General features: G+C 47.2%; 24 protein-coding genes, 2 tRNA genes, 1 rRNA gene and 1 other RNA gene. 22 read left to right on the top strand and 6 right to left on the bottom strand.

Annotated elements, in window-relative coordinates:
- Positions 1 to 13: 13 nt before the first annotated feature.
- Genes QBE54_RS10875 through QBE54_RS10865 form a run of 3 tightly spaced genes read right to left on the bottom strand, consistent with a single transcriptional unit; the run spans position 14 to position 2,770 of the window.
- The gene (locus QBE54_RS10875) at positions 14 to 667 is read right to left on the bottom strand and encodes a GerMN domain-containing protein (protein WP_369018208.1); all 654 of its coding nucleotides are present in this window, start codon (positions 665 to 667) and stop codon (positions 14 to 16) included.
- On the bottom strand, positions 664 to 2,304 hold the full coding sequence (locus QBE54_RS10870; RefSeq protein ID WP_369018207.1) for an N-acetylmuramoyl-L-alanine amidase: 1,641 nt from the start codon (positions 2,302 to 2,304) through the stop codon (positions 664 to 666). Before QBE54_RS10870 ends, QBE54_RS10875 begins: the two co-directional genes overlap by 4 nt.
- On the bottom strand, positions 2,273 to 2,770 hold the full coding sequence (locus tag QBE54_RS10865; RefSeq protein WP_369018206.1) for a single-stranded DNA-binding protein: 498 nt from the start codon (positions 2,768 to 2,770) through the stop codon (positions 2,273 to 2,275). The genes QBE54_RS10870 and QBE54_RS10865 overlap by 32 nt, the downstream gene beginning before the upstream one ends.
- 137 nt (positions 2,771 to 2,907) lie before the next feature.
- Between QBE54_RS10865 and QBE54_RS10860 the strand changes: the two genes are divergently transcribed.
- Genes QBE54_RS10860 through QBE54_RS10850 form a run of 3 tightly spaced genes read left to right on the top strand, consistent with a single transcriptional unit; the run spans position 2,908 to position 6,376 of the window.
- Positions 2,908 to 3,969 carry a hypothetical protein gene (locus QBE54_RS10860; RefSeq protein WP_369018205.1) on the top strand — a complete coding sequence of 354 codons (1,062 nt, stop codon included), beginning with the start codon at positions 2,908 to 2,910 and terminating at the stop codon, positions 3,967 to 3,969.
- Positions 3,966 to 4,820 (top strand): carboxylating nicotinate-nucleotide diphosphorylase, encoded by an 855-nt coding sequence (nadC, locus tag QBE54_RS10855; RefSeq protein WP_369018204.1) that lies wholly within the window; start codon positions 3,966 to 3,968, stop codon positions 4,818 to 4,820. The genes QBE54_RS10860 and nadC overlap by 4 nt, the downstream gene beginning before the upstream one ends.
- A complete protein-coding gene (locus QBE54_RS10850; RefSeq protein WP_369018203.1) occupies positions 4,817 to 6,376 on the top strand; it encodes an L-aspartate oxidase in 1,560 nt (519 codons plus the stop codon). The genes nadC and QBE54_RS10850 overlap by 4 nt, the downstream gene beginning before the upstream one ends.
- A gap of 8 nt (positions 6,377 to 6,384) precedes the next feature.
- Here QBE54_RS10850 and yvcK read toward each other — a convergent pair whose 3' ends face one another.
- Positions 6,385 to 7,803, bottom strand: coding sequence for a uridine diphosphate-N-acetylglucosamine-binding protein YvcK (gene yvcK / locus QBE54_RS10845; RefSeq protein ID WP_369018202.1), 1,419 nt, complete (start codon positions 7,801 to 7,803; stop codon positions 6,385 to 6,387).
- Positions 7,804 to 7,900: 97 nt separating this feature from the next.
- Here yvcK and QBE54_RS10840 point away from each other — a divergent pair, with 97 nt between their 5' ends.
- Positions 7,901 to 9,127, top strand: coding sequence for an ROK family protein (locus QBE54_RS10840; RefSeq protein ID WP_369018201.1), 1,227 nt, complete (start codon positions 7,901 to 7,903; stop codon positions 9,125 to 9,127).
- Here QBE54_RS10840 and QBE54_RS10835 read toward each other — a convergent pair.
- Complete coding sequence (locus QBE54_RS10835) at positions 9,124 to 9,480, bottom strand: NusG domain II-containing protein (RefSeq protein ID WP_369019442.1); 357 nt, start codon at positions 9,478 to 9,480, stop codon at positions 9,124 to 9,126. The two genes, QBE54_RS10840 and QBE54_RS10835, sit on opposite strands and share 4 nt — an antisense overlap.
- Positions 9,481 to 9,503: 23 nt before the next feature.
- Positions 9,504 to 10,145, bottom strand: coding sequence for a redox-sensing transcriptional repressor Rex (locus QBE54_RS10830; RefSeq protein ID WP_369018200.1), 642 nt, complete (start codon positions 10,143 to 10,145; stop codon positions 9,504 to 9,506).
- Between the two features lie 161 nt (positions 10,146 to 10,306).
- Here QBE54_RS10830 and QBE54_RS10825 point away from each other — a divergent pair.
- The 18 genes from QBE54_RS10825 to QBE54_RS10740 all read left to right on the top strand — a co-directional run bounded on the left by QBE54_RS10825 (position 10,307) and on the right by QBE54_RS10740 (position 24,002).
- A tRNA-Ser gene (locus QBE54_RS10825) sits at positions 10,307 to 10,402 on the top strand.
- Between the two features lie 14 nt (positions 10,403 to 10,416).
- Positions 10,417 to 10,680: signal recognition particle sRNA large type (ffs, locus tag QBE54_RS10820), an RNA gene on the top strand.
- Positions 10,681 to 10,737: 57 nt separating this feature from the next.
- On the top strand, positions 10,738 to 12,417 hold the full coding sequence (dnaX, locus tag QBE54_RS10815; RefSeq protein ID WP_369018199.1) for a DNA polymerase III subunit gamma/tau: 1,680 nt from the start codon (positions 10,738 to 10,740) through the stop codon (positions 12,415 to 12,417).
- On the top strand, positions 12,392 to 12,703 hold the full coding sequence (locus QBE54_RS10810; RefSeq protein ID WP_369018198.1) for a YbaB/EbfC family nucleoid-associated protein: 312 nt from the start codon (positions 12,392 to 12,394) through the stop codon (positions 12,701 to 12,703). The genes dnaX and QBE54_RS10810 overlap by 26 nt, the downstream gene beginning before the upstream one ends.
- A 21-nt stretch (positions 12,704 to 12,724) precedes the next feature.
- On the top strand, positions 12,725 to 13,330 hold the full coding sequence (gene recR, locus QBE54_RS10805; protein WP_369019441.1) for a recombination mediator RecR: 606 nt from the start codon (positions 12,725 to 12,727) through the stop codon (positions 13,328 to 13,330).
- Between the two features lie 17 nt (positions 13,331 to 13,347).
- The gene (locus QBE54_RS10800) at positions 13,348 to 13,920 is read left to right on the top strand and encodes a 2-oxoacid:acceptor oxidoreductase family protein (protein WP_369018197.1); all 573 of its coding nucleotides are present in this window, start codon (positions 13,348 to 13,350) and stop codon (positions 13,918 to 13,920) included.
- Entirely contained in the window at positions 13,917 to 14,204 is a 288-nt protein-coding gene (locus QBE54_RS10795) for a 4Fe-4S binding protein (RefSeq protein WP_369018196.1), read from the top strand. Before QBE54_RS10800 ends, QBE54_RS10795 begins: the two co-directional genes overlap by 4 nt.
- Positions 14,205 to 14,228: 24 nt before the next feature.
- Positions 14,229 to 15,410, top strand: a complete 1,182-nt coding sequence (gene porA, locus QBE54_RS10790; RefSeq protein ID WP_369018195.1) for a pyruvate synthase subunit PorA — start codon at positions 14,229 to 14,231, stop codon at positions 15,408 to 15,410.
- Positions 15,411 to 15,423: 13 nt separating this feature from the next.
- Complete coding sequence (locus QBE54_RS10785; RefSeq protein ID WP_369018194.1) at positions 15,424 to 16,344, top strand: thiamine pyrophosphate-dependent enzyme; 921 nt, start codon at positions 15,424 to 15,426, stop codon at positions 16,342 to 16,344.
- Positions 16,345 to 16,621: 277 nt separating this feature from the next.
- Positions 16,622 to 18,201 (top strand): 16S ribosomal RNA (locus tag QBE54_RS10780).
- Positions 18,202 to 18,252: 51 nt separating this feature from the next.
- Positions 18,253 to 18,328, top strand: a tRNA-Ala gene (locus QBE54_RS10775).
- Positions 18,329 to 18,671: 343 nt separating this feature from the next.
- On the top strand, positions 18,672 to 19,100 hold the full coding sequence (locus tag QBE54_RS10770; RefSeq protein ID WP_369018193.1) for a nucleoside recognition domain-containing protein: 429 nt from the start codon (positions 18,672 to 18,674) through the stop codon (positions 19,098 to 19,100).
- A 466-nt stretch (positions 19,101 to 19,566) separates the two neighbouring features.
- On the top strand, positions 19,567 to 19,887 hold the full coding sequence (eutM, locus tag QBE54_RS10765; RefSeq protein WP_369018192.1) for an ethanolamine utilization microcompartment protein EutM: 321 nt from the start codon (positions 19,567 to 19,569) through the stop codon (positions 19,885 to 19,887).
- Between the two features lie 53 nt (positions 19,888 to 19,940).
- Complete coding sequence (locus tag QBE54_RS10760) at positions 19,941 to 20,249, top strand: EutN/CcmL family microcompartment protein (RefSeq protein WP_369018191.1); 309 nt, start codon at positions 19,941 to 19,943, stop codon at positions 20,247 to 20,249.
- 22 nt (positions 20,250 to 20,271) lie between these two features.
- Positions 20,272 to 20,568, top strand: a complete 297-nt coding sequence (locus QBE54_RS10755; RefSeq protein WP_369018190.1) for a EutN/CcmL family microcompartment protein — start codon at positions 20,272 to 20,274, stop codon at positions 20,566 to 20,568.
- A gap of 17 nt (positions 20,569 to 20,585) precedes the next feature.
- On the top strand, positions 20,586 to 21,917 hold the full coding sequence (locus QBE54_RS10750; protein ID WP_369018189.1) for a 4Fe-4S dicluster domain-containing protein: 1,332 nt from the start codon (positions 20,586 to 20,588) through the stop codon (positions 21,915 to 21,917).
- 8 nt (positions 21,918 to 21,925) lie between these two features.
- On the top strand, positions 21,926 to 22,480 hold the full coding sequence (locus QBE54_RS10745) for a BMC domain-containing protein (RefSeq protein ID WP_369018188.1): 555 nt from the start codon (positions 21,926 to 21,928) through the stop codon (positions 22,478 to 22,480).
- A 79-nt stretch (positions 22,481 to 22,559) separates the two neighbouring features.
- Positions 22,560 to 24,002 carry an aldehyde dehydrogenase family protein gene (locus tag QBE54_RS10740; RefSeq protein ID WP_369018187.1) on the top strand — a complete coding sequence of 481 codons (1,443 nt, stop codon included), beginning with the start codon at positions 22,560 to 22,562 and terminating at the stop codon, positions 24,000 to 24,002.
- Position 24,003 lies beyond the last annotated feature (1 nt).

Below are 24,003 nucleotides of genomic sequence, written 5' to 3'. Positions count from 1 at the left end.
CAACTCCTGAAAACTATTGAATCTTTGCAATGGTTTTTTCATCCCTTCCCAAGGGTCTCGAAATATCAATATGACCACACAGTGTATCTTTATCCTCTCCATCAACCAGGATTTTAACCCTCTCTATCCCCATTCCCAGCCCGGTCAAGGTATTCACCAGAGAAAAAACACTCAAAAACTCCTGACTGGTGCCACCAGATTGCCCGGAAATCATTTCTTCGCTGAGGTCCACATAAGCAGTCCCATCCTCAACAAATATCGCGTTAAGTCTGGTATCCTTGGGGATAGGGCTGTAAAGGCCTTCGGTCTCTGGGCCTTTCAGCAAAGCTTCGACTACATTCTCGAGAAAATGGGCATCATTTTTAACCGCCCTTTTTTCTCCAAAAAGATAGATAAAGTTTTCGTCAGTAAAATAGAGAACCACCTCTTTTTCTCCCTGAGATGATGCACTACCTTGAGAAAGAGGAGATTCCTGAGATTCTTCAAGAGGCACCACCACTCGCGGAGTAGCTTTCTCCTCGCTTCTTTCCACCCCTTTTTTGTTAACGAAAAGCAATTCGCCTCCATACACTACAGCAAAAAACAAGCCGACTCCAATGAGAAGATAAAGGAGAGCTTGCAAAACAAAACTTAAGTTTTTTCTGGAACGCTTTCTACCTTTTCTCATTGCCCATTACCTGAAACATACTGCTTTAATTTGGAAGAATTGCGAAAGGCCACAATTCCCTCCGCTATGCCCTGCACAAGCCGATCCTGGAAAGTCGGGGAAGCCAGGTTTTTTGCTTCAGCAGGATTGCTTAAGAAACCCACTTCCATAAGACAGGCAGGGAATAGCACATCGCTCAGTACAATAAGAGGAGCCGTCTTGATACCTCGATCAAGCTGGCCCGTTTTCCTGGTTATGCCGCCAAGCAATAAACGAGCAAGCTCTGCAGCAGCTTCCCGACTCTTCAGGTAAAAACCACTACTGAACATTTTGTCCCACTTACCGTTTCCGTCCAAATTTGTTTCCAGTTGAAATATCTGGTTTTCACGAGCAGCGACTTCTTGAGCTCCTTCTCCCCGATAGTAAGTATCACCGACAAAAATTTCCACTCCCCGGGCCGAAGGTACAGGAGCGGCATTGCAGTGAATGCTCAAAAAAGCAAAAGGCCGTCTTGTGTTTGCTACTTGCATGCGCTCTGAAAGGGTGGGGTAGACATCCGTGTCACGGGTAAGATACACCTGGAATCCTTTTTCTTCCAAGACCTTTTTAAGTTTTAGAGAAATAGCAAGCACAATATCTTTCTCTCGGTAACCATTTTGCACACAACCTGGGTCTTTGCCACCATGACCCGGGTCGATAACTACTACATCGAGATTGACAAAATCCTCAGGAAGGAGTATTTCGGTCGCCGGCGCTTTTTCCTCAACCCTGGGCTCTGCTTCAGGCTTTATATTTTCAGAAACCGATGTCTCCGCTTCTACCGAATCCACAAGGTCGAGGAAAATACGCGGCTTGTTCCCACCAAGAACGCCCTTTACAACCTTAACCGGTCTCTCTAGAGAAACGCGAACCACTGTTTTTCCTGCTTCCTCATAAACCCGAACATCACGGACTCGCCCATCCTCAATCCGAATCAGTTCGCCCACGCCTGGGCCAGGGGCGCAGTTATCGAGATAAAGAAAAACCTGGGATTCGGCTTGTCGCATCTCATGCAAGGGTGGTTCTTTTGAGAAATCAAGAGTAACCCTGGTTTTTCCCTGATCCCGATGGGTATAAAAGCGTACCCCCGCCAACAAGTTTTGGGACGAAGCCGTTTGCGGAAGAGAGGAGGTTTTCGGCACTTCTGGAGGAGATGGTGTCACGGAAGAAGGGGCTTCAACCTGAGCTTGCAAGCCAACTTGCCAACCAAAAAACTGTTCAAGAAGGGTTGTGTCCACATAGACAGTATGATCCACAACCACAACTTGGTTAGGTTCCAGCTTCAAAACCTCGCCGCTTTCTGATACCGCCTCACCTTTGTCAAGCGCTATAGTCCAACTGGCATCCTTATACACCAGGCGTACCTTTTTCATGATGGGGGAATAATAACTGATCCCTCCTATCTCAGGGAACAGTTCTTCCACTGCAACCAGGCTCTGCGTCCCTCTGCTAAGCAGAGAAACTTCTTGAAGCAGCGTTTCACCATCGATTTTTATCTCAAGCTGAACCTTTGCTCCCCAAGCCCAGGGATTGAGCAACAAAAAAAAGAGGGATAACCAGAATAACACTATCCAAAGCGGCTGCTTCTTAAAAAGGAGCCATGCCTTCTTCTTGATCATCTACAGGTATATCCTCCAGATCTCCCAGAATTTCTTCCTCGGCATCAGCCGCATCAAAAGTAAAAGGCTCAGGCGCTTCAAAATCGCTTCCAAGATCGGGAATTTCTTTAACTTCTTCCTGCACCGCAGGTTTGACGGGTGTTAGGAATTGTATGTTCTCGGCTCTCACTTCATAGCTAACTCGCTTCCCACCGTTGCGGTCTTCCCAAGAGCTGGAACGTAACTCTCCAACCACCGCCACTCTCGAGCCCTTAGAGAGATAACGGGCACAGAGCTCTCCGAGCTTGGACCAGGCAGCTACAGTAACAAAAGTAGTATCATCTACAAAGTTACCGTTTTTGTCCCGGTAACGCCTATTCATGGCAATGCTGAAACGACAAACTGGTGTGCCCTGGGGAGTAAAGCGTAAGTCGGGGTCACGCACCAGATTACCAATTCCGAAAAAATAATTAATATCTCGACGCATCTGAACATACCCCCATCATGGTCTCTTATTATTTTACAACTTATTCAAAGCTTACCGAAAACTTTTTCGTTCCACTGCCAGGAAAAGTTGACCAAACTCTTATAATATAATAGCTACGTAAAATCACGGGGGAGACGATGAAACACTTTTTCTTTATACCAGAAAAAGCACTGGAAGAAAAGGTGACCCAGAAACTCCAGGAAGAAATACGTAACCTGGATCCCCAAGCAGAGGTTACTATCTATCCTGCTCTGGATTCTTCTTCCGAAAAAGAGTATCGGCAGAAAAGTAAATCTCCTTTTACCAGTTTGACTGAATTTCTCAATCTCTATTTACGGTTTCGCCGTTATCTGCGACCCAGAAAACAGCTTGAAGAAACAGAGCTGGTTTACTTTGGAAACCGGCTAAGTTATTTTTTTCTGCTTCACTTTCTCGCTCACAAAAAAATAATTTGGGTTAGGGTCTCTCGAGACCTCAACGAACGAAGAATTTCTTTTTTTCAAAAACTTATGATATCGAAAAGCGTCGAGGTAATTTTAACCGACGACCAGAGAATGAATCGTCATTACAGGCAGAATCTTCTACCCAGCTACTTTGTTGGCAATATCCTGGTTGATCTCTGTCCTCCATCCAGCTTTGAATTTCTTCATGGCAAAAACCCGATTCTCGCTTTCTTTCCCAAAACACAGGAGTTTGAAGAAGAGCTCCTTAATGCCCTGGAGCTCACGGAGGTCCTTTGCTCCAACACCCACAAACACTACTTTCTTCTGGTAATTCCCAAAGGAGTTTCCACCAAAAAAACAAAAGAAATCGCTGAAAAAAAAGGCTGGTTTTATTGTCGAAGTTTCGAAGGGGACATTGTTGAAGGATATTTATGGAAACAATCCAAGTATATCAACTTGACCCGTTTTTACAGCGAAGCGCTGGAGCAAGCAGAGTTGGTGTTGAGCAACAACCCCGTTCGCATTATTCAGGCAGCAGGTATGGGCAAGAGAGTTCTATATACCGATTGCAAAACGCCGCAAGAAGTTATCCAGATTCTCAACAATCAGATTTTTTTCTTCGAATACTGCCGCTCCATGTGGGATCGCTTTGGAAAAAAAGGAGGACTAAGACGCCTTGCCGCCTATCTCCTCTGGGGCGTGGTGGAAGATCAGAGGTTTAACCAATACCTCTTAAAGAAAGGAGCCGGATCATGAAAGGCTTTGTTCCCTGGGATATCGATCGAAGATTGCAAGCATTCCTTGAGGAAGATCTTGGGTTTGATGACATTACCACCCAGGGTCTGGGAGAACTTTCCTTACTTCCGGTGAAAGCCTTCATAAAAGCCAAAAGTGATGGAATAATGGCTGGAGGTCCTTTCGCAGTCAGAATATTTTCTTTACTGGATCCTGAAATCCAGCACACCATCCTGGTAGAAGAAGGCAAGGCCTTTCACAAGGGAGACACCCTGATAGAACTTCGGGGAAAAGCAAGAGGAATCCTAATGGGAGAAAGAGTGGCCCTCAACTTGCTGCAGCGGCTCTGCGGTATTGCTACCAAAACCCATATGATGGTAGAAGCCATAAAAGGCCTCCCCGTGAAAGTTGCCGATACCCGCAAGACCAGCCCTGGACTGCGCATCTTTGAAAAGTATGCAGTCCGTTGCGGCGGCGGAACCAATCATCGCCTGGGACTCTATGATTGCGTACTGATAAAAGACAACCACATAGCACTATGTGGCTCAGTAAAAGAAGCCGTCCGCAGAATAAGACCATCTGTTCCCTTTACGGCCAAAATCGTAGTAGAGTGTCGCTCCCTGCAGGAAGTCGAAGAAGCTCTGGAAGCGAAAGCAGATGTAATCATGCTGGATAACATGCCCCTTGAGGAGCTACGCAAAGCTATCAGTCTGGCCAAAAACAAAACAATCGTTGAAGTCTCCGGCGGAGTAGATCCTACCAGCATACGTTCTATTGCCGAACTGGGTCCCGACATTATCTCCACTGGCTATGTAACCCACCAAGCAACCTGGATTGACATAAGCCTCTCCATTGAAAGATTAGACCCATGAAATACGATGTTTTAGTTATCGGCAATGGAATAGCTGGGGGTATTGCTGCTCTATTGCTGGCCAAAAGCGGCAGGCGAGTGCTGGTAACCACCAAAGGAGAGAGTTTTGAAGAATCAAACACTGCTCAAGCCCAGGGAGGAATCGTGTTTCGTGGTGAGAACGACCACTGGACGCTCCTTTTCAAAGACATTATGGAAGCTTCCAACTACTCCTCATGGGAGAAAAGCGCCAGGTGGGTTTGTAAATTAGGACCTTATCTTGTAGAAAAAATTTTGATAAAAGAACTGGGCATTCCCTTTGACCGAAGCTGCGACGGAAAGTGGGAACTCTTCCAGGAAGGTGCTCACTCCAGGAGAAGAATACTGCACGTTAAAGACTACACTGGCAAGGTCATTCAGGAAGCCATTAATCAGCGTCTCAAAAAAGAACCCAAAATAGAAGTCAAAAATAATTTTTTCGCTCTGGAGCTCATAACTTCCAACCAGCTCCCCGAAGTATCCTGGCGTTACCGTAGGAATTCCTGTCTGGGAAGTTATTTCTTGGACAAAAAAAGCAATGTTATAACTCCAGTTTTTGCAGACTATACCATTCTTGCCACAGGGGGCTTAAATCAGATATACAAACACGCTTCAGGAGGAAAATGGTGTACCGGAGACGGCTTTGCAATGGCTAAAAGAGCTGGCTGTTCTCTGATTAATATGGAGTTTATCCAGTTTCACCCTACTATTCTATACAAACCAGGTTCAGCTTCCACTCTCCTCATCTCCGAAGCAGTAAGAGGTGAAGGTGCAGAATTAGTGGACGCAGACGGCAAACCCTTCATGAAAAAGTATCACCCCTTAGGTAGCCTGGCTCCACGGGATATTGTAGCCAGAGCCATCTTCCAGGAAATGGAAAAAAAGGGCTTGCCATGCGTATACCTGGACCTTTATCGAAAAATGCAACCCCAAAAAATACGAGAAACCTTTCCCTACATCTACCAGGAAGCACTAAAGCAGGGTATAGATATCACTCGAGAGCCCATACCTGTCGTTCCTGGAGCTCATTTTGCTTGCGGTGGTGTGCGCATCGATACCCGAAGCAGAACTGACATAGAAAGGCTTTACGCTATAGGCGAAGTGGCCTGCAGTGGAGTGCATGGCGCTAATCGCTTGGCTTCGGTAAGCTTGCTCGATGGACTTACCTTTGCCTATCTTGCGACGAAAGACATTCTTGCTCAAAAAACCGCCTCCCCCCGTTTGCCCACCAGACTTCCTTGTGTGCCTCCAGCAGGTGAGGCTCCACCTGAATCCTTGCTTTCTGATCTAACTCATGAAATACAAGAAATTATGTGGAAGAAAGTAGGGCTTTTGAGAAATGGTAAAGAATTAAGAAAGGCAACACAAGAACTCCTGAAGCTCAGATGCCGGATCTCGCAACTGTTTGAAACCTTTGGTGTATCCCAGCCACTCAAAGAATTAGAAAACCTGGTCGAGGTTTCTTTAATGGTTGCAAAAGCAGCTTTTGACAATCCTTTTTCTTTAGGAACTCACTACCGAAGCGACCAACCAGTCTAACTAAAAGATCAATCGCTCCAGGAAACTACACGTTTCCTACGAGTTCTCAAGTCGTTAACCACGTGGGAAACCTTGAAACTTTTTAATCCTTCCCGGGTATACAGAGCGAAATAAAAACTCCAGGTAGGCTGTTCCTTAACCAGAATTTGAGCCAAAGCTCGGGCAAGTTTTTCAGGATCATGACGCGTAGGAAATTCCGAAGAAAGAAGGTGCGATCTGATTATCTTCAGGCCAGGAGGCAACACTTCATGGTCAACGGATACCGGATTAATGCCCCGAGCTAACATTCTTTCCAGCTCTTCCGCGGGGGGAATTTCCTCATTGACCAACACATAATTAACTCGGTAAGGCGGCAGGAATTGAAACAGGGCCTCAAGATGGTCGGAAAGAGTAAAGCCATCAGTCTCTCCGGGTTGGGTAGTAACATTACACACAAAAACCAGAGGAGCTGGAGATTGCAAGATTGCTTCACGCACTTCCCGAACAGCTAAATTACAAAGCACGCTGGTGTAAAGACTTCCCGGACCAAGCACAATCATATCGGCTTTAGCAATGGCTTCCAAAACTTCTGGCGTGCTTTTTACATCCTGCGGGTCTAAGAAAAGCTTTCGTATCCTTTTTCCACACTGTCCAATATTGGACTCCCCGGTAATAATTGCCCCGTCATCGCACTCCGCCTTAAGAACAACGCTCTCCAGCGTGGTAGGCAATACCTTGCCCCGCACCGCCAGCACCCGGCTGGATTCCAGAATCGCTTTCTGAAAATCACCGGTTATCTGGGTGAGGGCGGCTATGAAAAGGTTCCCAAAATTGTGCCCATTGAGGCTGTTGCCATGGCTGAAACGGTGGTTAAACAGCTCTCTCATGAGCGGCTCGCAATCAGCAAGAGCCACCAGACAGTTGCGGATGTCACCCGGAGGCAGCAGGCCCATCTCCTGGCGCAACTTTCCAGAGCTCCCTCCATCGTCAAACACGGTAACCACTGCAGTTACATTAGAAGTATACTCCTTTATTCCATGTAGCAAGGTATGCAAACCATGGCCTCCGCCTATGGCCACAATGCTGGGGCCCTTCTCCAGCTGTCTTTTCCTGAAAATAGTTTGAGCAACCTCTTCGTGAGTGTCGGGTCTAATGGCGCTTATGATAGAACGATTCATCTTTTGCAATCCATACACAACCAGCGCTATACCACCGGCAATCCAAAGCAATCCGAAACAAACTCCTAACCAGTAACTACGAATGAGCTCGTATACCAGCGTTCTCCAGGAATAATAAATGATTCGCAAATAGGGCACGGAAAGAATCAGGCTCAAACCCAGGGATATAAGTAAAACACCTGCAATGGCTATAATTAACCATCTCTTGACTTTCATTCCAGGATAGAGCCAGCGTAGCATGCTTTTCCACTTTCGCCTGGAGAAATCCATTTTCAACCTCCAGCTTTCTCTGAAAAACACTTATATTATACTACTAAATGCAATGCCTTCTTTTATAATGTAAAGGAACAAAAAGGAGGAACCAGGATTGCCCGAGGAGAAAATTGGCGATAATCTGAGCGACGTTAAGACCAAAAACCGCTCTCTGGTGCTCAGGCTGGTCAAAAAGCGAGGGTTTTTATCGCGGATAGAGTTAGCCCGGATAACCGGTCTAACCCAACCCACCATAACCAACATCGTGAACGACCTGATAAGAGCAGGTTTGCTCATTGAAGTGGGCACTTCGGACACCAGGGCGGGAAGGAAGCCCATTCTCTTGGCTTTCAACGACCAGGCTTTTTACGTGGTGGCCATTAGCTTCAAGAAAAAGGGGTTCACGGTGGCCCTTACTGACCTGGGACCTAACATTCTGTATCGCCGCGATTCAAATTACAGCTTGCTTGAAAATACGGAAATGGCCTTGGTAGAACTCCAGAAGGAATTCATCCACGTTTTAGAATACGCTACTCAATCTCTCAGCCTAATTCTTGGGATTGGGGTCAGCGTCCCTGGACCAGTAGATCCAGAGTCCTTTACCATTCTGGCCCATCCTGTTTTCCTTGCCCATCGCAACCTGGACTTAAGACCCGTCCTTAGAGAGTATGATCTTCCTATCTTCATGATGAACAATGCCTACGCGGCCTGTCTTCATGAAACCTGGGGAGGAAAAGCTAAAGAAGCAAAAAACCTGATTTATTTCATGGTTGGCGAAACGGTTGGGGCAGGTATCATGGTGGACGGGAAACTGTACCAGGGGGCCGATCAAAAAGCTGGGGAGATAGGACATACCAGCATAAACGTGTTTGGTCCTCGCTGTGTTTGTGGAAATTACGGCTGTATGGAACTTTACTGCAGTACCAAAAGCGCGATAGAAAAAGCCCTGGAAGCAGCCTGGCTTGGAAAAAGTTCTTTCCTAAAAAAACGGTTGCGGGAAAAAGAAAACACTCTTTCTTTTCAAGACCTGCTTGAAGGAGCCAAAGGCAACGACCCGATTTGCAAAGAAATATTTGCTTCTCTGGGCCAATATGTAGGCATAGGAGCGGTGAACCTGCTAAATCTTTACAACCCTGAGGTTCTGGTAATCGGAGGAGAAATTGCTCTTGCCAGAGAATTCATAGAAAGCTCTGTTCAGCAAGTAATCGAAGAACGACTTCTTTATCGAGATTACACCAGCTCTGTAATATACTATTCCCAGTGGGGAGAGGATGTTACCCTGTTGGGCGCAGCATCTTTGGTTCTGGACCATTTCATTGCTGGAGATTTAGGGAGATTTTAAGGACGTTTTTCAAGATAAATTAGCACCTTGTTGGGTAGACAGGCAATAAATCCCCCATTGTCGGGAATTCTGCCCATTCGCATACAGGTTTTGTCTGGACAAGGTGAACTGGCTACCCATACTTTTCCTTCTTCTATTTGAACCACCGTCTGACCCAGGGGACCTGACACTCGCAATTCCTTTTTGAGCTCAGGCGTAACCTGCAAGACTTGTTTTCCACTGGCACTTTCTATAATAACGACGTAACTCTGGATACTCCCAGCAAAATAACCATATTTCAGAAAAAAAAGAACCAGGAAAACAATGCCTATCGCTATCAACAACAAACGATTCTCACGAGAAAAAAGAGGCATCTTCACCCATCTCTACCACCGTTTTAGCTGCCAGCTAAAGACTTTTTAATCACTTCCACTTCGTGGAGAAGCATTACCAAACCACTTTCCAGACATTCGTTTCTGAGGGCTATGTGAGCAGGAACTCTGATAAGAGCTGGAGAAAAATTCCATATTCCTTCGACACCAGCTTCGACAAGTATATCTGCAACCCCCTGCGCCTCACGAGGAGGAACAGCAATAATACCTAAACAGGCCTCCAAAGTCTTTGCCTTTTCCTTTAGCTCCTCCACTGGATAAACCCAAACCCCTCCGACTTCTCTACCGTATTTCTGAGGGTCTTTATCGAAAGCACCCACTATCCTTACCCCATAGCGCAGGAAACCCGGATAATTGAGCAATGCCCTGCCCAGGTTTCCAGCACCAACCAAAACCGCATTTCGGTCTTTCTTTAATCCAAAAACCTCTTCAAGTCTATTGATTATCTCCTCAACCGGATACCCTTTGCGGGGAACACCCTCCAGGTTCACAGAGGCCATATCCTTGCGAATCTGGGTTTCATCCACCCCCAAAAGAAGAGCCACTTTAGAGCTGGTTATAAACTCAACTCCAAGAGCTCGCGCCTCTCGAGCCAAATAATAACACCTGACGAGTCGTTGCGCTGTCCGCTTGGAAAGATTTTTCAATGTTTTTCCTCCTCAACAAAAATAATAATTCCTTTTTTATTTTAACATTTTAACGTCCCAGAGCTAATAGAAGCTGGTTCCCCTAAAAGCCCCACCAGGTAGCTCCTTGTAAAATTTATACCTACTATTTATAATATGGTCGGGACAAAACGGATAATTGTGGAGAGGTGGCTGAGCTGGACGAAGGCGCCCGCCTGGAGAGCGGGTAGGCAGGTGTTGAGCCTGTCTCGTGGGTTCGAATCCCACCCTCTCCGCCAAGATATGCCTCTGACCACGCTAGATGGGGAGTTAGCGGTGCCCTGTAACCTGCAATCCGCTATAGCAGGGTCGAATCCGGCATAAGGTGCTTTTCTGTAGCGCAGGTCTTGGTAAGGGGCGATGAAAGTCGGGTCTTGCGCAACGAATCCTTGTCAACCCCGCCAGGCCCGGGAGGGAGCAACGGTACGCAAGGCTCTTCGGGTGCCGCAAGGGTGCCTGACTGGAGCAACCTGCCCGGATTTCGGCTGTAGAAAAGTCATCGAGTGTCGGTGCGTGGTCAGAGGCAGTTTGTCGAAAAGCGGGTTTTGTAGAGTTTCTGGTTGAGGTGTAAATTTTGGACTATCTGGTACTATACCGTAAGTGGAGGCCACTGCGCTTTGAGGAAATAGCTGGCCAAGAAATACCTGTAAAAATACTAACCAACAGCATCAAGAAATCCTCTATACATCACGCTTATCTTTTCTGTGGACCTCGCGGGGTTGGAAAAACCACCACAGCCCGCATTTTAGCCATGGCTCTCAACTGTGAGAAAGGCGTAACCACAACACCTTGTGGAAAGTGCAAAAACTGCACAGCCATCATTTCGGGTGGTTCACTGGATGTGGTAGAAATAGATGCGGCAAGCCACCGTGGAATCAATGAAATAAGAGATCTGCGAGAGAGAATAAAATACGCCCCACTTCAGTGCCGCTTTAAGGTCTACATCATAGACGAAGTTCATATGTTAACCCAGGAAGCCTTCAATGCCCTCTTGAAGACACTCGAAGAACCTCCACAACACGTGATATTTGTCCTGGCCACGACCGACCCCCAACGTCTTCCTGACACCATTCTTTCGCGATGCCTGAGAATAAATTTCAACGCTATTTCCGAAGAAGACATTGTTAAACAGTTAAAAAAAATCGCCCAGGCTGAAAATCTCGACATTGGTGAAGACCTGCTTTATAGGATCGCCCTGAAAGCAAAGGGTTCCCTACGAGACGCTGAAGTATACCTGGAGCAGCTCCTGGTGTGGGGCGAGGAAATAAATTGGGAAACCGTTTCGCAAATTTTGAGAGAACCAGACGACCAGGAAATGGACGACTTTGTGGAAGCCCTAAAAAGAGGTGACGAAAAAAGAGCAATTGTGATTTTCAACGGATGGATAGACAAGGGATTCAGCAGTGAGAACATATATTATAGTTTACTTGCTTACTTTCGAAATCTACTGATTTTCGCTTTGACTGGTGAAAAGAGACTGGCCCACGTCTCTCCCCAGCGTTCGGTAAAGCTAAAAGAACTACTTCAAGATTTCTCCATCCAACAGATACAGAAGATTCTAAAAGATTTCCAGGAAATAGAAGCCCTACTGCGCCATTCGCTTAATCCGCAAATTGTACTGGAACTGCGTATACTCCAGATAGCTCAGGAGTTAAGCAAAGGGAAAGAACGCGCCGAAGGTAGCGTTCCTCTCACATCTCCGGAAAGTGTTAGTAAACCCGAACAGAACGAAAAAGTGCCACCTGCTTCGGAACGTCCCCAAGATCCTTTCAGGGTTCATTGGCAAGAAATCCTCAAAACCATCAAAAATGAAAAAATATCCCTTTACGCTTTCCTGCAAGCTGCGGAGTGCAAGCTTGAAAACGAAAACAATGTAGTACTTTCTTTCGCTCCCTGCTATCAATTTCATAAAGAAAGTGTGGAAAGAAGCGATAACCTGTCCCTTCTGAAGGAAATATGCCAGAAAATAACCGGAAAAAACCTCCTTATAAAATGTGTAATTGATGAAAGTGTAACTTCTGCGGCTTTAGAAAATCCTTCCAAACCACAAAAAAATCCATTAAACGAACCCTCCACCACCAGACCTACACCCCAAACAAGAGTAATGGAAAAGACACCCACTCCTCCTTCCAATAACGGAGCTCTTTCTCTAAGTGAGGTCTGTGAAATGTTTTCCGGTTTGCTGGTTGGTTACTCTTCAAAAGACCATATGAAAGGTGGTTTAGAGGATGCAGAACTTCAGGAATCTTCTTAAGGAAGCCCAAAAGATGCAAGCCAAAATAGCTAAGGTACAGGAAGAACTAAAAAATAAAGTCGTGGAAGCTACCAGTGGCGGAGGAATGGTCAAAGTGACCTGCAACGGTCAGCAAGAAATTTTAAAAATCGAAATTGATCCCGAGCTCCTTGAAGAAAAGGATGTAGAAATGCTTCAAGATCTGGTCATGGCGGCTGTCAACGAAGCGCTAAATCGCTCTCGAGAAATGCTTCAAGAAGAACTGGGTAAAATTACCGGGGGTGCACAGTTTCCCGGCTTCTTTTAAGGGTGGTAACCATTGAGAGACTTGCAAGTTCTACCAGAAGCAGTAAGTAAATTGCTTACCAGTCTTACCAAGTTGCCGGGCATTGGACCAAAAAGTGCCCAGCGTATTGCTTTTTACTTAGTAAAAGCACCTCGTGAGGAGATACAGCTCTTTTATCAGGCCCTAAAAGAGGTAGGAGAAAAAATAAAACATTGCTCAATTTGTGGCTTTTATGCAGAAGGAGAGGTCTGTAAGATATGCCAGGATGCTTCTCGGGACCGCAGTACCATTTGTGTGGTGGAAAAACCACAGGACGTTATTGCCTTAGAGCGCACCAGTTATCGGGGTTTATACCATGTTTTACAGGGTTCTCTTTCTCCGCTATCTGGCAAAACACCCCAGGACCTCTCGATCGAGGAGCTGCTACAAAGAATTCAGAAAGGCAACATAAAGGAGGTGATTCTCGCCACCAGTCCCTCTGTAGACGGAGAAGTAACTGCTCTTTTTATAGCTCGTAAACTTCGCACTTTCCCAATCAAAATCTCCATAGTTGCACGAGGATTGCCCCTGGGCGGCGATTTGGAACTCGCCGACGAACTTACCCTGGCCCAAGCCTTAGAAGGAAGAAAAGAGCTTCACGTAGATTAAAGAAGGGAGGATTCAACTTGAGAAAACCACTGGAAATACGCTGGCATGGAAGGGGCGGACAGGGAGTGGTTACCGCCTCCAAAGTTCTTGCTGAAGCACTGTTACAAGCAGGTAAATACTTTCAAGCTTTTCCAGAGTACGGACCAGAAAGAATGGGAGCACCAGTAAGAGCGTACAACCGGGTAAGCGACCAGCCCATCAGAATCCATTGTGGCGTAACCAACCCGGAGTTTGTAATAGTGGTAGACCCCACTCTGCTTTCTTCCGGTGACATTCTGGACGGTTTAGTACCCGGAGGCACTGTAATTGCCAACTTCGAAGGAACTCCTCAGGAACTCAGGGAGAAGTTGGCTATTAAAAACGGGAAGGTGGTCACCGTAGATGCTTCCGGGATATCTCGGGAAATCCTGGGAAGAGTGGTGGTCAACACTCCCATGCTTGGAGCGCTGTGCAAGGTCTTTGATGGCGTATCCCTTGAAGTAGTTGCTGACGCAGTAAAACATCAGTTTGGAGAAAAATTACGGCAAGAGATTATTGATAAAAACATCGCTTGCTTAAAAAGAGCTTACGAGGAGGCGCAAATAGCATGAGCAAGCTAAAAGGATGGAAAGAGTTAACACCCGGGGGCATAATCACGGAAGCTGGTAATGCCCGGGAATACAAAACAGGAGACTGGCGAACTGAAAGACCTGAAGTTGACAAGGAAAAATGCATAAACTGCCTGTTTTGCTGGGCTTACTGCCCCGACGGATCAGTGCTGGTAGAAACCGAAAAGGGCATAATGAGTGGTTTCGATTACGACCACTGCAAGGGCTGTGGCATCTGCGCCAGCATTTGCCCCGTAAAGGCAATAACTATGATCCCTGAGCGATGAGCCCGGAAAGAGAGGTAGATTAACATGGGAAAAATAATGGGTATGAACGGAAACGCTGCCGTTGCTTATGCAATGAAACAGATTAACCCTGATGTGGTGGCTGCTTATCCTATCACCCCTCAAACTGACTGCGTGGAGCGTTTCGCAGAATACGTTAGCGAAGGACTGGTAGATACTGAATTCGTTACTGTGGAGAGTGAACACAGTGCGATGAGCGCCTGCGTGGGAGCTGCAGCTGCAGGAGGAAGAGTAATGACTGCCACTTCTGCCAACGGCCTGGCTCTCATGTGGGAAATAGTTTATATCGCTGCCAGCATGCGGTTGCCCATAATTATGATGGTTGCCAATCGAGCCCTCTCGGGCAACATCAACATTCACTGCGACCACTCTGACACTATGGGGGCGAGAGACGCCGGATGGATTCAGCTTTTCTCAGAAAACGCCCAAGAAGCTTACGACAATATGATCCAAGCAGTAAAGATAGCTGAAGACATGAACGTCCGCCTTCCTGTCATGGTTACTCAGGACGGTTTTATTATCAGCCACGCCATGGAACGAATTGAAACGCTTGAAGATGACGAAGTCAAAAACTTTATTGGACCTTATCAGCCTCGCTACCCACTCTTAGACATAGAACACCCTGTAACCTATGGACCCCTGGACCTATTCGACTACTATTTTGAGCACAAAAGATCCCAAATCGAAGCTATTGAAAATTCCCCCAAAATCATTGAAAAGGTAGGAGAAGAATTTGGGAAACTCTCCGGGCGCTACTATGGTCTCATCGAAAAATACAAATTGGACGATGCTGAACTAGCCGTAGTGGCTCTGGGTTCAACCTGCGGTACGGCTAAAGACACCGTTGACGCTCTCCGCGAAAAAGGAAAGAAGGTTGGACTTCTCAAAATACGCTGTTTCCGTCCCTTCCCCAAGGAAGCAATTATTAAAGCCCTGGCTCCACTCAAAGCAGTTGCCGTTCTGGACCGCTCCGTTTCCTTCGGCGCCTTTGGCGGTCCGGTATTCACCGAAATTCGTTCTGCTCTGTACGACGCCGAAAGCAAGCCTCTGATCATGAACTTTATCTACGGTCTGGGCGGAAGAGATATCTTCCCTGCCGACATAGAACAAGCTTTCCTTAAGGCAGAAGAAGTGGCTCAAAAAGGTCGAGTTGAAAAGCACATTGATTATCTGGGCTTGAGAGAGTAAGGAGGTAACAACCATGCCAACCCTTAAAGAGCTGGTAAAAAGACCAGAAAGACTGACTCCGGGACACAGGCTTTGTGCTGGTTGTGGAGCCCCAATCGCGGTAAGACTTATTCTAGCTGCTGCAGACAAGCCAGTTATAGCTTCTAACGCTACCGGGTGTCTTGAAGTAGCCACAACCATTTTTCCTTATACCGCCTGGGCCATTCCCTGGATTCACAACGCTTTTGAAAATGCAGCTGCTACCATTTCTGGAGTAGAAGCCATGTACCGAGCTAAAAAGAAAAGAGGAGAAATCCAGGAAGACATATACTTCATAGCTTTCGGAGGCGACGGAGGAACTTACGACATAGGACTTCAGTCGCTGTCTGGAGCTCTGGAAAGAGGACATCGCTTTGTTTACGTTTGTTACAACAACGAAGCATACATGAATACTGGAATTCAGCGCTCAAGCGCTACCCCCCTTGGAGCCTGGACCACCACCAGTCCGGTGGGCAAAGCTGTTCCTGGCAAAACTCAATGGAGGAAAAACCTTACCGAAATTGTAGCAGCACATGGCATTCCTTACGTAGCCCAAGCTGCTCCTTCCAACTGGAGAGACTTAACCACCAAAGCTGAAAAAGCCTTCCACACCGACGGACCAGCATTCATAAACGTCCTTGCTTCCTGCAACCGAGGCTGGAGACATCTTCCTTCGGAAACCATTCAAAACATGCAGCTTGCCGTGGACTGTTGCATCTGGCCTCTTTATGAAATTGAAAATGGCAAATATCGCCTGACCTATAAACCCAAAGAAAAGAAACCCGTTGAAGAGTGGCTTAAGACTCAGGGTAGATTCCGCCATCTCTTCTCACCAGAAAACAGACACCTCATTGACGAATTCCAGAAATACGTTGACCAGGAATGGGAAAAGCTCCTCAAAAAATGTGAGGAGTAAGCGATCTTACCAGAAAATGGCATTCCATGCGGAATGCCATTTTCTGGTAATCTTTTAAGGATTATCCCAATATAACCTCAAAGGTAATTCTGAACCCATTGACAACCTCCAACTCCTGTGTTAAATTATCTCTTGCCCTTCAGGGGCAAAAAGTGAAGCGCACCTTGAAAAGTGAATATTCCGCCTACTTCCTTGAGTATGAGAAACCAATCAGCCAAGGTTAAACTCTCTCAGTGAGAATCTCTTCTCCTCCTTTGCGAGGAGAAGGTATAGATTTGTCATGGAGGGTTTGATCCTGGCTCAGGACGAACGCTGGCGGCGCGCCTAACACATGCAAGTCGTACGCAGCTTTCTTCCTTTCTTATGAAAGGAGGAAAGGCTGAGTGGCGAACGGGTGAGTAACACGTGAGTAACCTGCCTTCAGGAGGGGGATAACCACTCGAAAGGGTGGCTAATACCCCATACACTCAGTACCCGCAGGGGTATTGAGGAAAGCTGGCCTCTGCTCTGCAAGCTGGCGCCTGGAGAGGGGCTCGCGGCCCATCAGCTAGTTGGTGGGGTAATGGCCTACCAAGGCGACGACGGGTAGCCGGCCTGAGAGGGTGTCCGGCCACACTGGGACTGAGACACGGCCCAGACTCCTACGGGAGGCAGCAGTGAGGAATCTTGGGCAATGGGCGCAAGCCTGACCCAGCGACGCCGCGTGGGGGACGAAGGCCTTCGGGTCGTAAACCCCTGTTCTGGGGGAAGAAAACACAGGAGGTGAATAGCTTCCTGTGCTGACGGTACCCCAGGAGAAAGTTCCGGCTAATTACGTGCCAGCAGCCGCGGTAATACGTAAGGAGCGAGCGTTGTCCGGATTTACTGGGCGTAAAGAGCTCGTAGGCGGCTTCTCAAGTCTCACGTGAAAGCCCCCGGCTCAACTGGGGAGGGTCGTGGGAAACTGGGAAGCTTGAGGGCAGGAGAGGAGAGTGGAATTCCCGGTGTAGCGGTGAAATGCGTAGATATCGGGAGGAACACCAGTGGCGAAGGCGGCTCTCTGGCCTGTCCCTGACGCTGAGGAGCGAAAGCCAGGGGAGCAAACCGGATTAGATACCCGGGTAGTCCTGGCCGTAAACGATGGGTACTAGGTGTGGGAGGTTCGACCCCTTCCGTGCCGAAGCTAACGCATTAAGTACCCCGCCTGGGGAGTACGGCCGCAAGGTTGAAACTCAAAGGAATTGACGGGGGCCCGCACAAGCGGTGGAGCATGTGGTTTAATTCGATGCAACGCGAGGAACCTTACCAGGGCTTGACATGCTGGTGGTAGGAGCCCGAAAGGGTAACGACCTCCACTTCGGTGGAGGAGCCAGCACAGGTGCTGCATGGTTGTCGTCAGCTCGTGTCGTGAGATGTTGGGTTAAGTCCCGCAACGAGCGCAACCCTTGCCCTTAGTTGCTACCGGGTAAGCCGGGCACTCTAAGGGGACTGCCGGCGACAAGCCGGAGGAAGGTGGGGATGACGTCAAATCCTCATGGCCTTTATGCCCTGGGCTACACACGTGCTACAATGGCCGGTACAAAGGGTTGCGAACCTGCGAGGGGGAGCTAATCCCAAAAAACCGGCCCCAGTTGGGATTGCAGGCTGCAACTCGCCTGCATGAACGCGGAATCGCTAGTAATCGCGCATCAGCCACGGCGCGGTGAATACGTTCCCGGGCCTTGTACACACCGCCCGTCACACCACGAAAGTCAATTCCACCTGAAGTCGCTGGGCTAACCCCGCAAGGGGAGGCAGGCGCCTAAGGTGGGGTTGATGATTGGGGTGAAGTCGTAACAAGGTAGCCGTAGGGGAACCTGCGGCTGGATCACCTCCTTTCTAAGGAGTATAAAGGGGAAGTAGGCGGAATATTTTCTTGGTGTGTAAAGTGGGGATGTAGCTCAGCTGGGAGAGCGCCTGCTTTGCAAGCAGGAGGTCACGGGTTCAAGTCCCGTCATCTCCACCAGGTTTTGGAAAGCCCTTAAAAAGCTACTTCCAGTTTTTGGTTTTTCCCCTTTTAACCCCGGTTTTTGGCGAGTCAGGCGAACAATTTGAAAGCCAAAACTCTATGGACTACCTACCTGGAAGGCTTCCTGCTTACCGGAAGGATAGAAGGCAAAAAGCGAAAACCCTGCAATGGTATAAGGAAATCCTTACCCCTTTTGTGTGTTATTTCTCGGATACCCCCTGCTCGAGTGAAGTGAGTACTTTGCTGTAAATGTGCCTAGTTTTCGTTATTGATAACATTCACATAGGTATGGCACCGCAGCAGGATCTTTCTCAAAAAAGCTGGAACGATCATCTTTCTGATGGTAATAGTCGTATGGTTGCTGAGCTCTCTTCCCTGGGGTGTCGAATACGCATCTACAAATAGCTTCATAGGATATCTGGGCAAGCTCGTTGCGCCCCTTCTAAAACTCCCCGGCTTTGGCTTCTGGCAAGCAGGTGTTGCGCTTATTTTTGGATTTCTTGCAAAAGAGGTCGTAGTTGGAACTTTGGGAACGCTGCTTGGAGGAGAGGCAAGCCTTGGCAACATACTTAGCAGTTATTTCACTCCGCTTTCTGCGTTTTCCTTCATGGTTTTCTGCGCAACATACATCCCTTGTGCTGCTGCAATAGCCACTATAAAACAAGAAATAGGAGGAAAATGGGCTCTGTTTAGCGCTTTTTATACCACTATTTTAGCCTGGTCTCTTTCAACTCTGGTTTACCAATTAGGAAAGCTCCTTATAGGGTGAGCAAACCAGACTTCAGGACTCAGGAATAACACATGTTTAGCTCCTGGGTCCTGAAGAAGCCTTATTAGTTCATCATCTCCTTCTCCAAGAGGGAAGGTTTCTCGAAACAAGAACTCCAGGCTTGAATTTAAAACTTGCAGTAAAGATCCTCCAATTTTTATCTCCAGGCTTATTGGATTGATATCAAAATCTGTTAAAGACAAGGCAGGGCAATTGCTTCTCTCGCTCCCGCTTATCCCCATTTCTGTTCAAGTATTTCCAAGGATTTCAGAAAAAACCATTTACGCATAAGCCATGTTTTAAGGATAATATTTCGATAATTGTAACCAATAAAGGCCTTTTGGCGGTTGACAAGCCCAGGTGCTTATGTTATATAAATTGCAAAACTTGTTCCATTAATAACATAAAAGCAGAAAAAGGGATAATTTCCTTTTTCTGCGGAAAAAGAGGGAGGAGTGCTGCTAACATGGAAATTTACACTGATGCTTTAGGAATGATTGAAACTCGAGGCTTTGCTGCGATGGTGGAAGCCGCCGACGCAATGGTCAAAGCTGCACGAGTAGAGCTTGTTGGTTATGAAAAAATTGGAGGAGGTTATGTTACAGCTATCGTAAGGGGGGACGTAGCAGCAGTTCGAGCAGCTCTTGATGCTGGACAGGCCGCGGCTGCAAAAGTAGGAGAAATTGTCTCCGTACACATCATCCCCAGGCCACACACCAACGTTGACGAAGTGCTTCCACTTGGCCGAGGAAGCAAAAAGAGCAAAGGAGCCCCAAATCCAGACTAACGCTGCATAATCGAAAGGACAAAGCTATTTCCGCAGAAAAGGGGTGTTAATTCTTGATTCTTGCTCGGGTGGTGGGAACGGTTGTTTCCACCAGAAAAGAAGAAAAGATAGAAGGCATTAAGTTCCTACTCCTTGAAAAAATTGACCCTTCTACCATGAAAGGAAAGGGAGATTACATTGTTGCCATGGATTGCGTAGGCGCAGGCAAGGGAGAAATTGTCTTCTATGTTACTGGAAGTAGTTCTCGCATGACTGAAATAACCCAGGGAAAACCAAGCGATGCTGCTATAGTCGCCATTGTGGATGAAATTGAACTGGAAGGAAAGCTGGTCTATCAAAAAGATGCTGTTCCTTCCCACTAAAAGTAAAGGTGAGTAGGTCTATATGATTTTTGGAAAAGTGGTTGGTACCGTTGTGGCCACCAGAAAAAATGATGGAGTTTCAGGTCTCAAGTATCTGCTGGTCCGTACCTGTGACAGCAGGGGGCAGGACAAGGGTGATTACCTCGTTGCTGTTGACCTGGTGGGATCCGGAAGCGGAGAGATGGTCCTTGTTTCTCAAGGAAGTTCTGCCCGTCAAACTGAGTTCACCAAGCAAAAAGCGGTAGATTGTGTGATAGTTGGCATTGTAGACCTGGTGGAAGAAATGGGTGAGATAGTATTTAAAAAATCAGGACGCTGATGGGAGAAGAAAACCCAATGGGCATCAACATACCTCAAGTCGTCCAGGAAATGGGAGTTGTTGGAGCAGGAGGAGGTGGGTTTCCCACCCATATCAAGCTTTCCCGCCCCTGCGAGATTGTGATTGCAAATGGAGCAGAGTGTGAACCCCTCCTCTTCAACGACAAACTCACTATGCGAGAAAACGCAGAAGCTATAGTTGAAGGCCTATTGCTTGCGATGTCTGCTACTGGGGCTAAAAAAGGGGTTATAGCTTTAAAGGAAAAGGATCCCCTGGCAAGACAAAACATCTTAAAAGCAATAGAGGATAAGAAGAATTTGAGCGTTTTTTTGCTTGGAGATTACTATCCAGCAGGCGATGAGTTCTGTCTGGTTAAGGAAGTAACGGGAAAAACCATACCTGAGGGCCAGATTCCTCTGGCAGTAGGGGCTGTAGTACTAAACGTGGAAACGCTAAGCAACATTGCAGCAGCCGCAAAAGGACAACCAGTGACCAGGCGTACCCTAACCTGCCTTGGAGAGGTCAAACAACCCTCTGTGCTGAGAGTGCCGGTGGGAACCCCCTTTCAGGATGTTTTCGATGCCTGTGGTGGGGTAACTGTATCGGACTACGCTATCCTCATCGGAGGTCCTATGATGGGTTCGGTGACAACCGACCCTCTTACACCAGTAACCAAAACCACCACCGGCTTGTTTGTCTTGCCGCGCGACCACGAACTGGTGCAGAAAAAAAGCCTGCCCCTTCCTTTCATCATCAAGCAGAGCAAGGCAGCATGCTGTCAGTGCACATACTGCACAGAACTCTGTCCTCGTTACCTGCTGGGACACAGCATTTCTCCCCACAAAATCATGCGTCAGATAAACTTGGGCCTGGATGTTCCACCTCAAATCATCGAGGGAGCTTTTCTGTGTAGCGAATGCGGGCTTTGCGAGGTATATGCCTGCCCAATGGGGCTTTCTCCTCGCATTGTGAATCGGGTAATTAAAGAGCAACTCCTCAAAGAAGGTTACAGACCAGCTTTTCCCCAAAGAAAGATACAGGTTAGAGACACCTTTCCCTATCGCAAGATACCTGTCTCGATTCTTAAAAATCGCCTACGGCTATACAACTATGAAATCGGTGATGCGTTCCAGATTAAAAGCGTTGAGCCCAAAAGGGTGGAATTGTTATTAAAGCAGCATGCAGGAGCACCAGCTCAACCAGTAGTCAAAGTGGGTGACTGGGTTAAAGAGGGCGATTTGGTGGGAGAAAGCGTTGGAGAGATAAGCGCCCGAATACATTCAAGTATTGAAGGAAAAGTGATATTTGTAAATGAAGAGCGAATCATTATTGAAAAACAGAACGCTTGAGGTGCGAGATGGAGATAACCGTTTTGGGAGCGCTTGAATTTAATTCCATTGCCATAGGCATCAAGTCATTGGATGCAATGGTCAAAGCGGCTCCAGTAAAGGTGATTGATGCTAAAACTATCTGTCCTGGAAAGTTTTTAGTGTTAATCTGTGGAGAAGTGGCAGAAGTCGATGCCTCGCTCACCGCAGGCAAAACAATTGGTGAAGGGTATTTGATTGACGAACTTTTTATTCCCAACCTGCATCCCCAAATTGTTCCTGCCATTCTGGGAGCAGTAGAGTGTAAAGAGTGGGATGCTATAGCTGTTGTCGAATCCTTTTCAACATTGGCAAGCATCGAAGCTGCCGACATTGCCGTTAAGACAGCTGAAGTGCTGGTTACAGAAGTACGCCTTGCCGTTGGCATGGGAGGTAAATCGTATTTTAAGATACTGGGAGATATTCATGAAATAGAAGCTGCAGTAGGAGCGGCAAAAGAGGTTATTTCCCGAAAAGGACTTCTCTGTAAAGAGGTTATCATACCCAATCCCCATCCAGACATTCGTCCCTATTTCTTGTTTTAAATTTTTGCTTTCATAAAAGCAGTGCGGGGACAGATGGTATTATTGGTGGTCTTAAAGAAAAAATGGTGAGGGGTTAAGCATGAAAGTAAACGAAGCGGATATTCGCTTGATTGTAGAAAAGGTGATCAACCAGCTGGAAAAGGCGGTGCTTTCATCAGGAGAAAAAAGCGTTCTCCAGGAAACCAGAACATCTTCCCGAAAAGGAGTTTTTGATGATGTCGAGGAAGCGATTCGAGCCGCAAGGAAAGCACACCAATTATTCATGGAAATTCCGCTCGATCAGCGTCGAGAAATAATACAGGCCATTCGTCAAACTATACTTAAAGAAGCAGAACGTCTTTCGCGCATGGCGGTAGAGGAAACAGGGCTTGGTAGGGTGGAAGATAAAATACTTAAACACCGCTTGGTAGCCCTTAAGACCCCGGGAGTAGAAGATGTTGAACCAGCCGTCTTCACTGACGAACATGGCATGACTCTTGTTGAGCGTGCGCCTTACGGTGTAATCGCTTCAATAACTCCTTCTACTAACCCTACTACTACTGTATTCAATAATGCAATCAGCATGATTTCCGCCGGTAATGCAGTTATTTTTCATCCTCATCCCGGTGCGAAAGAGTGTTCTAACGAAGCAGTAGCTCTCCTTAACCAAACAATAATTGAAACTGGGGGGCCAGAAAACCTGGTGTGTTCTATTTCTCGCCCTACCATGGAATCCGCACAAGCTTTGATGAAACATCCCGAAATAAACCTGCTGGTGGTTACCGGGGGACCCGCGGTTGTGCGGGTTGCTATGAACAGTGGAAAGAAGGTTATTGCTGGTGGTCCTGGCAATCCACCCTGCGTGGTGGACGAAACAGCTGATATTGAAAAGGCAGGCCGTGATATTGTTCTTGGCGCAGGTTTTGATAACAACATAGTTTGTATCTGCGAAAAAGAGATCTTAGCAGTCACAGCAATTGCCGACCAGCTTAAAGAAGTTATGAAAAAGAACGGTGCGGTTGAACTAACCTCGCAACAAATGAAAGAAGTAACTTCTCTGGTTATAAGTGAACCAGGAGGGCCAGGCAAGATTGGAAAACCCCGCAAAGAATGGGTTGGCAAAGATGCATATCTCATAGCCCAGGAGATAGGTCTGAAAGTCCCCAGGGAAACGCGCATCCTATTTGGGGAAGTAGACAGAGAGCATCCCCTGGTCTGGACCGAGCAATTACTACCAGTAATCCCCCTGGTACGTTTCGACAATGCCCAAGAAGCCATGGACTTTGCGGTCAAATGCGAGCATGGTTTCAGACATACGGCGATTATGCATTCTCGAAATATCGCCCATCTCTCCCAGATGGCCAAAATGATGAACTGCTCAATCTTTGTAAAAAACGGTCCTGCATACAGTGGCCTGGGTATGGGAGGAGCTGGATTCACCAGCTTTACAATAGCCACGCCCACTGGAGAAGGTCTCACCCGAGCCCGGACCTTTACCAGGGAGCGGCGCTGCACCCTGGTTGATTACTTCCGCATTGTATAGA

This window comes from Thermatribacter velox (assembly GCF_038396615.1).
Classification (GTDB): Bacteria; Atribacterota; Atribacteria; order Atribacterales; family Thermatribacteraceae; genus Thermatribacter; species Thermatribacter velox.
This window is presented reverse-complemented; position numbering and strand designations above follow the sequence as displayed.

Coding starts and splice junctions, on each gene's coding strand:
- QBE54_RS10875 (WP_369018208.1), bottom strand. CDS start 667: ATGAGAAAAGGTAGAAAGCGTTCCAGAAAAAACTTAAGTTTTGTTTTG.
- QBE54_RS10870 (WP_369018207.1), bottom strand. CDS start 2,304: ATGATCAAGAAGAAGGCATGGCTCCTTTTTAAGAAGCAGCCGCTTTGG.
- QBE54_RS10865 (WP_369018206.1), bottom strand. CDS start 2,770: ATGCGTCGAGATATTAATTATTTTTTCGGAATTGGTAATCTGGTGCGT.
- QBE54_RS10860 (WP_369018205.1), top strand. CDS start 2,908: ATGAAACACTTTTTCTTTATACCAGAAAAAGCACTGGAAGAAAAGGTG.
- nadC (WP_369018204.1), top strand. CDS start 3,966: ATGAAAGGCTTTGTTCCCTGGGATATCGATCGAAGATTGCAAGCATTC.
- QBE54_RS10850 (WP_369018203.1), top strand. CDS start 4,817: ATGAAATACGATGTTTTAGTTATCGGCAATGGAATAGCTGGGGGTATT.
- yvcK (WP_369018202.1), bottom strand. CDS start 7,803: ATGGATTTCTCCAGGCGAAAGTGGAAAAGCATGCTACGCTGGCTCTAT.
- QBE54_RS10835 (WP_369019442.1), bottom strand. CDS start 9,480: ATGCCTCTTTTTTCTCGTGAGAATCGTTTGTTGTTGATAGCGATAGGC.
- QBE54_RS10810 (WP_369018198.1), top strand. CDS start 12,392: ATGCAGAACTTCAGGAATCTTCTTAAGGAAGCCCAAAAGATGCAAGCC.
- QBE54_RS10795 (WP_369018196.1), top strand. CDS start 13,917: ATGAGCAAGCTAAAAGGATGGAAAGAGTTAACACCCGGGGGCATAATC.
- porA (WP_369018195.1), top strand. CDS start 14,229: ATGGGAAAAATAATGGGTATGAACGGAAACGCTGCCGTTGCTTATGCA.
- QBE54_RS10785 (WP_369018194.1), top strand. CDS start 15,424: ATGCCAACCCTTAAAGAGCTGGTAAAAAGACCAGAAAGACTGACTCCG.
- QBE54_RS10770 (WP_369018193.1), top strand. CDS start 18,672: ATGGTAATAGTCGTATGGTTGCTGAGCTCTCTTCCCTGGGGTGTCGAA.
- eutM (WP_369018192.1), top strand. CDS start 19,567: ATGGAAATTTACACTGATGCTTTAGGAATGATTGAAACTCGAGGCTTT.
- QBE54_RS10755 (WP_369018190.1), top strand. CDS start 20,272: ATGATTTTTGGAAAAGTGGTTGGTACCGTTGTGGCCACCAGAAAAAAT.
- QBE54_RS10750 (WP_369018189.1), top strand. CDS start 20,586: ATGGGCATCAACATACCTCAAGTCGTCCAGGAAATGGGAGTTGTTGGA.
- QBE54_RS10745 (WP_369018188.1), top strand. CDS start 21,926: ATGGAGATAACCGTTTTGGGAGCGCTTGAATTTAATTCCATTGCCATA.
- QBE54_RS10740 (WP_369018187.1), top strand. CDS start 22,560: ATGAAAGTAAACGAAGCGGATATTCGCTTGATTGTAGAAAAGGTGATC.